Genomic DNA, 11932 nt, shown 5'->3' on the forward strand with positions numbered 1-11932 from the left:
TCACATGGGCGCCGTCGGGCTCCAGACCCACATCTGGGCGAACAACACGCGGTCGGTCATCCTGCTGGTGACCTTCCCCATCCTGCTGATCGGCATCGTCTACGGTATCGAGCTGATCATGATGGGGCTGGGGTTCCTGCCCAACTCGGGCAAGGGGCTGGGCGACGACATGGCCATGGCCGCGTCCTGGCTGGGGGCGACGATTCCGCTCGCCCTCGGCATCGCCGCCGTCTGGTTCGCCATCGCCTATTTCGGCAGCCAGGCGATGGTCGACGCCCTGACCGGCGCCCGCAAGGTCGAACGCAGGACCGAGCCGGAACTCTATAATCTGCTTGAGAATCTGGCGATCTCGCGGGGCTTGCGCACGCCGACCCTGCGGGTGATCGACAACGACAGCCTGAACGCCTTCGCCACCGGCCTGCACGAGGGGCAGTACAGCATCACCGTCACGCGCGGACTGGTCCAGAACCTGACCCGCGACGAGCTGGAGGCCGTGCTGGCTCACGAACTGACCCACGTCATCAACAAGGACGTGCGGACCATGGTGATCGCCTCGATCTTCGCGGGGATCATCAGCGTGCTGGCCGAGATGATCTTCCGCGCGCTGCTCTATTCGGGCGGCCGCCGGCGCAGCAATGACGACAACAAGAACGCCATGCCGCTGATCCTGATCGGCATCGCCTTCGCCGTGGTCGGCTTCGTGCTCGCCATCGTCATCCGCATGATGCTGTCCCGGACCCGGGAGTATGTGGCTGACGCCGGGGCGGTCGAGCTGACCAAGAACCCGGATGCGATGATCTCGGCCCTGCGCAAGGTCGAAGGCCGCTCCAGCCTCAAGGGACCCGACGAACTGCAGCAGCTGTTCCTCGACAACCAGCCGGACGGCGTCGGTCTGGAGGGCCTGTTCGCCAGCCACCCGCCGATCGCGAAGCGCATCGAGGCCCTGAAGAAGTTCGGGGGAGGGCGCGACCCCGGTCCCTGGTCAGGCGAACCCGGCGTCGCCCGGGACAGCTATTCGACCTCGGTGCCCTCGGCCGGCTGATCGGGCAGGCGGGCCCAACCGAACCGGGTCAGTTGCTCCATCGGCCGGAACGACGCCTTGTAGTCCATCTTCTGCGAGCCACGGACCCAGTAGCCGAGGTAGACGTAGGGCAGGCCTACTGCCGTCGCCTGACGGATATGGTCCAGGATCGCGAAGCGGCCGGGACTGCGGTCCTCCAGCGCCGGGTCAAAGAAACTGTAGACCATCGACAGCCCGTCCGAGAGCAGATCGGTCAGGCAGACCCCGACCAGATCGCCGGGACCGCCGTCTGCCGACGGCAGGCGGTATTCGATCAGATGGGTGCGGACGGCCGTGTCCTCGACCATGGCGACATAGTCATGCCAGCCCATGCCGTTCATGCCGCCGTCGGCGTGGCGCGCCCCCAGGTAGCGGCGCAGCAGATCGAACTGCTCCGCCGTCGCCTCGGCCTCGACCAGATCGCGTGACAGGTCCTCGTTCCGCTTCAGGATGCGCCGCTGCGACCGGGAGAAGGCGAACCCGGCTACCGGCACCCGCACAGACACGCAGGCGTCACAGGCCTCGCAGGCCGGCCGGTAGGCGATGTTCTGGCTGCGCCGGAACCCCGCCTGGGTCAGCTCGTCGTTGACGTGCGCGCCGTCGCTGAAAGGCAGGTTGGCGAAAACCTTCCGCTCGGTCTGGCCGGGCAGATAGGGGCAGGGCGCCACCGAGGTCATGTAGAAGCGAAGCTGTCGCTGGGGAACGAAGGTCACGAAGTCATCTCCGCACCTGAAAACGCCCGAATTCCGGCGAACCGCTCATGACCGTATCTGGCGCCGCATCGCAGCGGGGCGCAAGCCTGTTCGCCCGTCGCCCGAAACCGGCGCGACAGGCCGGCGGTCACAGGCTGGTGTCCGACGGCAGCACCGGAGCCTCGCGCAGCAGGACAATGGCGATACGCCGGTTGCCCGCCAGGGTCGGATCGTCCGGATAAAGCGGATCCGAGCCGGCCTTGCCCGACACCTGGTAGACCCGGTCCGGATCAACCCCGGCCGCCTGCAGCACCAGACGTGACGCATTGGCGCGCTCGGACGACAGCGACCAGTCGTTCGGCCCCGTGGCTCGATTGGAGCCCGGCGCGGCCGAGGTGTGACCGGTCACCGAGATGCGGTTCGGGAGCTGGTTGATGACGCGGGCCACCGCCCGCAACAGGACCTGGGCGCGGGCGTTGGGGCGGGAGGAGTTCTGGTCGAACATCGACCGGCCTTCCTGGTCGACCAGCTGGATGCGCAGGCCCTCGGGGGTCTGGTCGATGATCAGCTGTTTCGACAGCTCGGCCAGCTCCGGCATCGACTGCATCGCCTGGCGCAGGGATTCGGCGGCCGAGGCGAAGTCGGCGGCCTCACGGCGGGCGATTTCGTCACGGAGCTGCTGCTCGCTGGCGCCGGTGAGGTCAGAGCTCTGCCCGGCCTGCTCGGCCTGGTCCCGAGGCGCCTCCGGGGCCAGTTGGGTGATCAGGGCGCTCGAGCCCGAGGATTTGGCGCCGTCGTCCCCCAGGGCCGTTCCGCCCAGAAGGCCGCCCGAGCCGGACGTGGTCGCCGATACGCTGGCCGGGGCGAAATATTCGGCGATGCCGCGCTTTTGTTCGGGATCCGTGGTGTTGATCAGCCACATCAGCAGGAAGAAGGCCATCATCGCAGTCACGAAGTCGGCGTAGGCGACCTTCCAGGCGCCGCCGTGGTGGCCGTGATCGCCACCTTTCTTGACCTTCTTGATGAGGATCGGACGATCGCTCATGGACATGGGGAGGAGCCTTCAGCGCACGAAACTGTCCAAACATGGGACAACAGGGTTAAGGCGACCTTTCCCGTATCCTTCCGACCGGCCGCTTTCCCGTCAGAACGACGCTTGTTTTGAGGGGCGCGGGACCGTAGGTCCGTCTGGTGACGCTCGAACCGCCGCCCGAACATCCGACTGACGAAACCCGCGCCTATCGCCGGGCGCTTGGCTCGTTCGCCACCGGCGTCTGCGTGGTGACGGCTGACAGCCCGCAGGGACCGCTGGGCCTGACCATCAACTCCTTCACGTCCGTCTCGCTTGAGCCGCGCCTGCTGCTCTGGTGCATCGACGAGCAGTCAGAGCGCTGGCCGGTCTTCGCCGCGGCGGACCGTTTCGCCGTCCATGTGCTTCCGGCCGGGGATGAACAGATCGCGGCCCGGTTCGCCCGGGGCGTCGCCCTGCTGGACCCGCACGAGTTCGAACGCCGCCCCGACGGCCCGCCTTGCCTGCCGGAGGCCCTGGCCCGCTTCGAATGCGCCGTCCACGACCGGATCCAGATGGGCGATCACATGGTCATCGTCGGCCGGGTGGAGACCTACGCCACCGCCGAGGGCGACGCCCTGACCTTCTGGCGCGGCCGCTACGGGTCGCTGGGAGCCGATCAATGAAAACCGCCTTTGCCGGCCTGGGCGTCATGGGCGCCCCGATGGCCCGCCATCTGCTCACCGCCGGCTATCCGGTCCGCGGCTACAATCGTTCGCCGGACAAGGCTCGAGCCTGGGCCGACGCCCATGGCGGGACCTTCGCGGCCACGGTGACCGAGGCGGCGGCCGGCGCCGAGCTGTTCATCCTGTGCGTCGGCAATGACGACGACGTCCGTCAGGTGGTGACCGAAGCCCTGCCGGGGCTGGCGAAGGGCGCGGTGATCGTCGACCACACCACCACCTCCGCGAAGGTGGCGCGCGAGATGGCGGCGCTGGCGGCGGGGCAGGGGGCCTTCTTCATCGACGCCCCGGTTTCGGGCGGGCAGGCGGGCGCCGAGAACGGCCAGCTCAGCGTCATGGCCGGCGGCGACGCCGACGCCCTGGCGCGGGTCGAGCCGGCGCTTCAGGCCTATTCGAAGGCCATCAAGCACATGGGGCCGTCCGGCGCCGGCCAACTGACCAAGATGGCGAACCAGATCTGTATCGCCGGCGTGGTCCAGGGCCTGGCCGAGGCCGTGCATTTCGCCCAGTCCGCCGACCTCGACACGAACGCTGTGCTGGACGCCATCTCCAAGGGCGCGGCGCAATCCTGGCAGATGGACAATCGCTGGAAGACCATGGCCGGGGGCGAGTTCGAGTTCGGCTTCGCCGTCGACTGGATGCGCAAGGATCTGGGCCTGGTGCTGGACGAGGCCCGCGCGAACGGAAGCCATCTGGCGCTGACCGCGCTGGTCGACCAATTCTATTCCGAGGTCCAGGCCATGGGCGGTGCCCGCTGGGACACCTCAAGCCTCGCCGCCCGCCTTCAGGCCCGAAAGCCACGGGACTGAGCGCCGGTTTCAGAGAGCCTCTGTTGTAGCGACGGGGACAGCGCCGAGCGCCAGTCGCGTCCGCTCATACTCCTCCAGAATCCGGCGGCGTCGATCGTCCCCGAAGCCGTCCAGCGTCCGGTAGGGCATCGCCAGCCGGTGCAGGCCGGAGAGCCGGTCCCGGTGGCTTTCCAGAAAGCCCCAGTACAGCCGGTTGAACGGGCAGGCGCCGTCCCCCTCGCGCGCCTTCACATCGTATCGGCAGCCGCCGCAGTACCGGCTCATCCGGTTGATGTAGGCGCCGGACGCCGCATAGGGCTTGGACCCGACGACGCCCCCGTCGGCGAAGGTCGCCATACCCCGGGTGTTGGGCATCTCCACCCACTCGAAGGCGTCGGCGTAGACGGTCATGTACCAGTCATCGACCGCATCGGGCGCCACCCCCAGCATCATGGCCAGATTGCCGGTCACCATCAGCCGCTGGATGTGGTGGGCGTAGGCATGGGTGCGGCTGCTGGCGACGGCGTCCGCCACGCAGCGCATGTCGGTTTCACCGGACCAGTAGAACCAGGGGAGGGCGCGGTCGGCCTCGAGGGCGTTGCGGGCGCGGTACTCCGGGACCTTCAGCCAGTAGACACCGCGCACGAACTCGCGCCAGCCCAGGATCTGGCGAATGAACCCCTCCACGGCGTTGAGCGGCGCCTTGCCTGAGATCCAGGCCCCCTCGGCGCGCCGGCAGGTCTCCAGCGGGTCCAGCAGGCCGAGATTGAGGGAGGTCGAGATCAGGGCGTGCCACATCCACGGCTCGCCCTCCAGCATCGCATCCTGCCAGTCGCCGAACCCCGGCAGGACATGGTCGATGAAGGTCTTCAGGGCCTCCTCCGCCTGCGCCGCGCTCGTCGGCCAGGCGAAGGCGTCCAGGGTTCCGAAATGGTCGGGGAACAGGCGCGCGACGTCCGCGATCGCCTCCCGGGCGACGGCGTCCGGCGCCGGACGGGCTCGCGGCGGCAGGCGCAGATCCCTGGGCGGCGACCTGCGGTTCTCCACGTCGAAATTCCACTGCCCGCCCACCGGCTCCTGTCCGTCCATCAAGAGACCGGTCCTGCGTCGCATCACCCGATAGAAGTCCTCCATCCGCAGGACGCGCCGGTCGGTCGCCCAGCGACGGAACTCGGCATGGGCGCAAACAAAGCGATCGTCTTCCAGAACCGTCGCGGGCACGGGAACGGTCGCGACAAAGGCCTCGAGGGCCTGCGCCAGACGCCACTCGCCGCATTCGGTGATGACGACCCTGTCGAAGACCTCGGCGGAGAGGGCGCGAAGAAGCTCCCCGACGATCAACCCGCTGTTGTCGCTATCGTCGATGCGGACGTAGCGGACGCGGGCGCCACGCGCCTCCAGGTCCCGGGCGAACGTCCGCATGGCCGCGAAGACCAGGGCGATCTTCTGCTTGTGGTGCCGGACGTAGGTCGCCTCGTCATGGACCTCCGCCATGAGAACCAGGTCGCGGTCCGGATCGAGGTCGCGCAGACCGGCCAGACCGGCGGACAGCTGATCTCCCAGCACAAGCCGAAGCGTGCGCGGCGCGGTCATCGCCGACTCAATCCGCTTCACGACGGGCGGCTACGGTCTTGAGAGCGTCCAACGCGCGGCTACGGGCGGCGGAGTGGTCAAGGATGGGGGCCGGATAGTCCCGCCCCAGTCGCACGCCGGCCCGGGCCAGAACCTCCGGCGGCGCGGCCCACGGGCTGTGAATCCACTTGTCGGGCAGGCCAGACAGTTCCGGGACCCACCGGCGCACATAGGCGCCCTGCGGATCATGGGTCTCGCCCTGGGAGACGGGATTGAAGATGCGGAAATACGGGGCCGCGTCCGCGCCCGAGCCCGCCACCCACTGCCAATTCTGGGCGTTGCTGGCCAGGTCGGCGTCCACCAGGGTCTCCTCGAACCATGCGGCTCCCTTGCGCCAGTCGATCAGCAGGTCCTTCACGAGGAAGCTGGCCACGATCATCCGGACCCGGTTGTGCATCCAGCCGGTCCGCCACAGCTCCCGCATTCCGGCGTCGACGATGGGGAAGCCTGTCAGGCCGCGTCGCCAGGCGGCGAACCCGGCCGCGTCGTCGCGCCAGGGCATGGCGTCGTACTCCGGACGGAAAGCGTCCGTGGTCAGGGTCGGGAAATGGACAAGCAGGTGGGCCGAAAACTCCCGCCAGCCGATCTCGGCGATGAATTTTTCCGCCGGACCGGCCGGCGCGGCGCCGCCGGACACGGCGTCCAGGACCCGGGAGACGACGCGCCGGGGGCTGATCTCGCCCCAGTGAAGGTAGGGCGAGAGCCGGGAGGTGCCCGGTCGACCAGGGCGGTCCCGGCCGACAGGGTAGTCGGCCAGATGAGCCTTGATGAAGTGATCCAGACTGTCGAGCGCGGCCGCCTCGCCGGGAGACCAGTCGAAACCCGTCGACCAGTCCGGCGACACGGGGTGCAGGCCGAGGACGTCGATGGGCGTGGTTTCGAGCTCCGACCGCTGGAACCAGACTGCGCCCGAACCGTGCGGGGCAGGGGACGCAAGCGCCGTCAGGTGGGGCCTCAACGCCTTCATGAAGGGGGTGAAGACCCGATAGGGCTGTCCCTGTCCGTTGAGGACCGCGCCGGGTCGGACCAGCAGGGCTCCGTTGAAGCCCTGGCAGTCGACGCCGTCCAGCTTGAGCCCGTGGGCGATGTCCGCATCCTGATCGAAGGCGGCGGGTTCGAAACGCCGGTTCAGGAACACGCGGTCGGCCCCGGTCGCCTGGAGAACGTCCCGCAGCTGGATGTCTTCCGGCCCCTCGCGAACGATCAACCGACCGCCGAGCGCGACGATCTCGTCCGCCAGACGCGTCAGCGACTTGTCCAGCCACCAGCCGCCGGCGGCCCCGGGCGCGCCCGGTCCGCGTCGATCCAAGATGAACAGCGGAATGATCGGGCATCCGGACGCCACCGCTGCGTCAAACGCCGGATTGTCCCGAAGGCGCAGGTCCTGGCGGAACCAGACGATGACGGGCGTGGACATGAGGGCCTCAGGGCTTCCGGAATTGAAGGACCGCGCGATCGCCGCCTTCAGCGACGTCTACGAACGAACAACGCGTCCGGATGCGCGCCGACGACCGGGAAGGCCGCCGGAAGCCGCCATGAACCGCGATTTGGCTCCATACAGTCACGGCGGTTATTTCGCATAATATATCTTAGGCGATAAACATCACAACGGCGCCGAGCCCTCAAGCCAGGGCTCGACAGCGCTCCGGATGCACCCACGTCCGGGGCTTCCACCGGGCGGCCTTGAGCCGCGGCCTGGCTGTCGGCTCGCATCTGTCGCCGGGACCCTACCTCCGTTCCGGAGACAGCCGTCCCACCACGGCCACAGGGTCCCGCCCGAGCACGGCCTCCACGCCAACATTACGGAATTGTCATGGCGATCAGGCTTGCGGCTGGAGATATGTTATTTCATATCACCTGACCGTTCATTTTTCCGAGTTCGCCATGCCCCTTCGTCACGCCTCCCGCCCGATTTTGCTGGCGGCTGCCAGCTGGATGGCGCTCGCCGGGGCCGCCGCCGCCCAGACCGTGCAGCAGGCCTCGCCCCAGGCCGAGCCCTCGCAGCTCGACGACGTGGTAGTCACCGGCGCCCCCTACGGCGTCAGCCAGAGCGCCACGACCATCGCGACAACCGTCGTGGACGAGCAGGCTCTGGCCGTCGCGCCGGCGGCGTCGCTGGGCGACCTGCTCAACGGGACGCCGGGCCTGCGCTCCACCGCCTTCGCCCCGGGCGCCAGCCGTCCGGTCATTCGCGGCCTGACCGGCCCACGCGTGCAGGTGCTGACCAACGGCGTCGGCCTGATCGACGCCTCTTCCGTGTCTCCGGACCACCAGGTCGCCGCCGACCCGGCCGAGTCCAACCGGATCGAGATCATTCGCGGCCCCTCGACCCTGATCTATGGCGGCACCGCCATCGGCGGGGTCGTCAACATCCTCGACGGCCGCATCCCGGAAGAGCTCCCCGAGAACGGCTTCTCGGGCCATCTGACCGCGCAGGGATCGACGGTGGACAACGGCTCGCTGGTCTCCGGCGGCGGTGAGTTCGCCCTCGGCAATTTCGTGCTGCATCTGGACGCCCTGAAGAAGGATGCGGACAACTACGACATCCCCTCCCCTGCGATCTCGCAGCGCCTCGCGGATGCGGAAGGCGTGGCCCGCGACGACACCGGCTCTCTGCCCAACAGCTTCTCCGAACTGGAAGCCTACGGCGTCGGCGCGTCCTATATCGGCGATAACGGTTTCCTGGGCGCGTCCTACAAGGAAACCAACAGCACCTACGGCACCGTGGCCGAGGAAAATGTCTTCATCGAGCTGGAACAGCAGCGGTTCGACGTTCGCGGCGGCTATCGCTTCGACAGCGGTCCGTTCCGCGAAGTGCGCGCCACCTACGGCCAGGCCGATTACACCCACACCGAGTTCGAGGACGTCGGCGAGCCCGGCACCGTCTTCCGCTCGGAAGGCGAGGAAGCCCGGGTTGACCTGATCCAGCGCAACCAAAACGGCTGGAACGGCGCGATCGGCCTGCAGGTGCTGTCGCGGGATTTCTCGGCCTTCGGCGACGAGGCCTACATTCCGACCAGCAACATCGACGAGATCGGCGCCTATGTGGTCCAGCGCCTCGACCTTGACGGCTACGGCTTCGAGGGCGGCCTGCGCTACGACCGTCGCAGCCTGGACGCGACCCCGCTGGGTACGACGAGCGCGGTCAAGCGCGACTTCGACAACTGGTCCGCGTCGGCGGCGGCCTTCGTGAAGCCGGCGCCCGGCCTGTTCCTGGGCGTCAGCCTGGCGCACAACGAGCGCGCGCCGTCCGAGGTCGAACTGTTCGCCGACGGTCTGCACATCGCGACGGCGGCCTATGAGACCGGTGATCCGACCCTCGGCAGCGAGAAGGTCACGACCATCGAGGGCACGGCGCACTATGACCGCGGCGCCTTCCGCGGCGATATCCACGTCTATGCCTCGAAATTCGACGGCTATATCGACCTGCGCGACACCGGCGCCACCTTCGAGTTCGACGAGGACGGCGAGATCGAGGAGTTCCCGATCTTCGCCTACGTCCAGACGGACGCCGACTTCCGCGGCGTCGAGGCCGAGGTCGCCTATGACGTCTGGACTTCCGGCGACCGGGTGGTGACGCTTGAAGGCGCGGCCGACTATGTCGACGCCGACACCGACCTGGGGCCGGCGGCGCGCATCCCGCCCTACTCGGTGACCGGCCGGGTGAAATACGCGTCCAGCCCCTTCGACGTCTCGCTGGAAGTGCGTCATGTCGGCAAGCAGGACGAGGTGGCCGAGTTCGAACTCCCGACCGACAGCTACACCCTGGTGAATCTGTTCGGCGCCTGGCGTCCGTTCGGAGACCGGAACGTCACCCTCTTCGCCGAGGGCCGGAACCTGACGGATGAGGAGGCCCGTGAACACGCCTCCTTCCTGAAGGACATCGCGCCGCAACCCGGCCGGAACCTGCGCGTGGGCGTCAGCTACCGCTTCTGATCCCGTCCCCTTCCCCCCGAGAGCGCGGGCGCTTCCCCGGAAGCGTCCGCGTTTTTCGTTGGGGGACGACCCGTCCGGCCGGGTCCTGGCCGAGGGCGCCGGACGAGCCCGAAAAAACAGAAAAGGGGCTGATCCGGAGATCAGCCCCTTTCCGGCGTCGGCCTTGCGGCGAAGCCTACATGTGCAGCATGCGGCCGTAGGCGTCGAGCTGGGCCTCATGCATGGCCTCGGACATGGTCGGGTGCGGATAGACGATGCCGTGCATGTCCTCCTCGGTCGCCTCCATGGTGATGGCGGTGACGTAGCCCTGGATCATTTCGGTGACCTCGTGGCCGATCATGTGGGCGCCGATCAGGGCGCCGGTCTTCGCATCGAAGATGGTCTTCACGAAGCCTTCGGTCTCGCCGGCGGCGACGGCCTTGCCGTTCACACGGAACGGGAAGCGGCCGATCCTGACCTCACGCTTCTCGGCGCGGGCGGCCTGTTCGGTCACGCCGACCGAGGCGACCTGCGGCTGGGTGTAGGTGCAGCCGGCGATCGGAGAAACGACGTTCGGGGTCTTGAAGCCGGCGATGTATTCGGCGGCGTGGATGCCCTCATGCGAGGCCTTGTGCGCCAGCCAGGGCGCGCCGGCGCAATCGCCGATGGCGAAGACGCCCTTCACATTGGTCTGGCAGTGGCTGTCGATCTTGATGTGGCCGCGGTCCAGTTCGACGCCCAGCGCCTCCAGGCCGATGCCGTCGGTGTTCGCGGTGATGCCCACGGCCGAAATGCAGACCTCGGCTTCCAGCGCCTCGGCCTTGCCGCCGACCTCGATGTCCACCTTCACGCCCGCAGCGGTCTTGGAGACCTTGGTCACCTTGGCGCCGGTGCGGAATTTGATGCCGCGCTTCTCGAGCGCCTTCTGGGCGGCCTTGGAGACTTCCTCGTCCTCGACCGGCATGATGCGCTCGACGGCTTCGACAACCGTCACCTCCGCGCCGAGGGCGCGGTAGAAGCTGGCGAACTCCAGGCCGATGGCGCCCGAGCCGATGACCACGAAGGTCTTGGGCAGTTTCTTGGGCGCGAGGGCGTCGCGATAGGCCCAGATCCTGTCGCCGTCGGCCTCAAGGCCGATCTGCGGCAGGGCGCGGGCGCGGGCGCCGACGGCCAGCATGACGTTCTTCGCCTCGACCGTGCGCGAACCGCCGGCCTTCAGGGCGACGACGACCTTGGGCGTCCCCGCGGCCTTCTCAAGCTTGGCCGAGCCCTCGATCACCTCGACCTTGTGCTTCTTCATGAGGAAGGCGACGCCCTTGTTCATCGTCGCCGCGACGCCGCGCGAGCGCTGGATGATGGCGTCGAAATCGAACGACGCGCCCGTCGCCGACAGGCCGTAGTCCTTCAGATGGCCCAGGCTCTCGTACTTCTCGCCCGACTTGAGCAGCGCCTTGGTCGGGATACAGCCCCAGTTCAGGCAGATGCCGCCCAGGTTCTCGCGCTCGACGATGGCGACCTTCTGGCCCAGTTGCGAGGCGCGGATGGCGGCGACATAGCCGCCCGGGCCCGAACCGATGATGACGAGATCGAATTCAGCAGCCATGGTCAGATCAACTTCTCAATGTCGGCCTTGATGGCCTTGGGTTCGACCTGGGGCGCGTAGCGGGCGACCACCCTGCCCTCCCGGTCGGTCAGGAATTTGGTGAAGTTCCACTTCACGTCGCGAGTGCCGAGCAGCCCCTTCTTCTGGCCGGTCAGCCAGTCATAGAGCGGGTGCCGGTTGGGGCCGTTGACCTCGATCTTGTCGAACATCGGAAAGTCGACGCCGTAGGTCGTGGAGCAGAAGCTGGCGATCTCGTCCGCCCGCCCCGGCTCCTGCGCCCCGAACTGGTTGCAGGGAAAGCCCAGCACCGCGAACGGCGCATCGGCCAGGTCGCGGGACAGGGCCTCCAGTCCCTCGTACTGCGGAGTGAAGCCGCAGCGCGAGGCGACATTGACGATCAGCAGGGCCTTCCCCGCGAACCGGGACAGCGGGACCTCGGTCCCGTCGATGCCGGTCGCGGTGAAGTCATAGACCGAGGTCATGCCCTGCC

Annotated in this window: 10 protein-coding genes; 4 read left to right on the forward strand and 6 right to left on the reverse strand. The window is 68.0% G+C overall.

All coding sequences use genetic code 11. The annotated features are described in order from the left end of the window. Nucleotides 1–4: 4 nt before the first annotated feature. Nucleotides 5–1042, forward strand: coding sequence for a M48 family metallopeptidase (locus ACLQ7T_RS05670; RefSeq protein ID WP_420478538.1), 1038 nt, complete (start codon nt 5–7; stop codon nt 1040–1042). On the opposite strand, the gene ACLQ7T_RS05675 is transcribed toward ACLQ7T_RS05670, so the two are convergent. Beyond that, nucleotides 1012–1773, reverse strand: coding sequence for an arginyltransferase (locus ACLQ7T_RS05675; protein WP_420478539.1), 762 nt, complete (start codon nt 1771–1773; stop codon nt 1012–1014). The two genes, ACLQ7T_RS05670 and ACLQ7T_RS05675, sit on opposite strands and share 31 nt — an antisense overlap. A 127-nt stretch (nt 1774–1900) precedes the next feature. Further along, a complete protein-coding gene (locus ACLQ7T_RS05680) occupies nt 1901–2803 on the reverse strand; it encodes a flagellar motor protein MotB (protein ID WP_420478540.1) in 903 nt (300 codons plus the stop codon). A 140-nt stretch (nt 2804–2943) separates the two neighbouring features. On the opposite strand from ACLQ7T_RS05680, the gene ACLQ7T_RS05685 reads away from it, so the two are divergent. Together ACLQ7T_RS05685 and ACLQ7T_RS05690 are read left to right on the forward strand one after the other, a co-directional pair. Then, a complete protein-coding gene (locus ACLQ7T_RS05685) occupies nt 2944–3447 on the forward strand; it encodes a flavin reductase family protein (protein ID WP_420478541.1) in 504 nt (167 codons plus the stop codon). Beyond that, a complete protein-coding gene (locus tag ACLQ7T_RS05690; RefSeq protein WP_420478542.1) occupies nt 3444–4313 on the forward strand; it encodes an NAD(P)-dependent oxidoreductase in 870 nt (289 codons plus the stop codon). Before ACLQ7T_RS05685 ends, ACLQ7T_RS05690 begins: the two co-directional genes overlap by 4 nt. Nucleotides 4314–4322: 9 nt before the next feature. On the opposite strand, the gene ACLQ7T_RS05695 is transcribed toward ACLQ7T_RS05690, so the two are convergent. Next, nucleotides 4323–5885: a cryptochrome/photolyase family protein gene (locus tag ACLQ7T_RS05695; RefSeq protein WP_420478543.1), complete on the reverse strand. Its 1563-nt coding sequence runs from the start codon at nt 5883–5885 to the stop codon at nt 4323–4325. Nucleotides 5886–5892: 7 nt separating this feature from the next. Continuing rightward, nucleotides 5893–7341, reverse strand: a complete 1449-nt coding sequence (locus tag ACLQ7T_RS05700; protein ID WP_420478544.1) for a cryptochrome/photolyase family protein — start codon at nt 7339–7341, stop codon at nt 5893–5895. A gap of 467 nt (nt 7342–7808) precedes the next feature. On the opposite strand from ACLQ7T_RS05700, the gene ACLQ7T_RS05705 reads away from it, so the two are divergent. Then, nucleotides 7809–9860, forward strand: coding sequence for a TonB-dependent receptor (locus ACLQ7T_RS05705; RefSeq protein WP_420478545.1), 2052 nt, complete (start codon nt 7809–7811; stop codon nt 9858–9860). A gap of 175 nt (nt 9861–10035) precedes the next feature. Here ACLQ7T_RS05705 and lpdA read toward each other — a convergent pair whose 3' ends face one another. Both lpdA and ACLQ7T_RS05715 read right to left on the reverse strand, forming a co-directional pair. Continuing rightward, nucleotides 10036–11442 carry a dihydrolipoyl dehydrogenase gene (gene lpdA / locus ACLQ7T_RS05710; protein WP_420478546.1) on the reverse strand — a complete coding sequence of 469 codons (1407 nt, stop codon included), beginning with the start codon at nt 11440–11442 and terminating at the stop codon, nt 10036–10038. A gap of 2 nt (nt 11443–11444) precedes the next feature. Then, on the reverse strand, nt 11445–11924 hold the full coding sequence (locus ACLQ7T_RS05715; RefSeq protein ID WP_420478547.1) for a glutathione peroxidase: 480 nt from the start codon (nt 11922–11924) through the stop codon (nt 11445–11447). Between the last annotated feature and the right edge of the window lie 8 nt (nt 11925–11932).

Source organism: Brevundimonas sediminis (assembly GCF_048799765.1).
Classification (GTDB): Bacteria; Pseudomonadota; Alphaproteobacteria; order Caulobacterales; family Caulobacteraceae; genus Brevundimonas.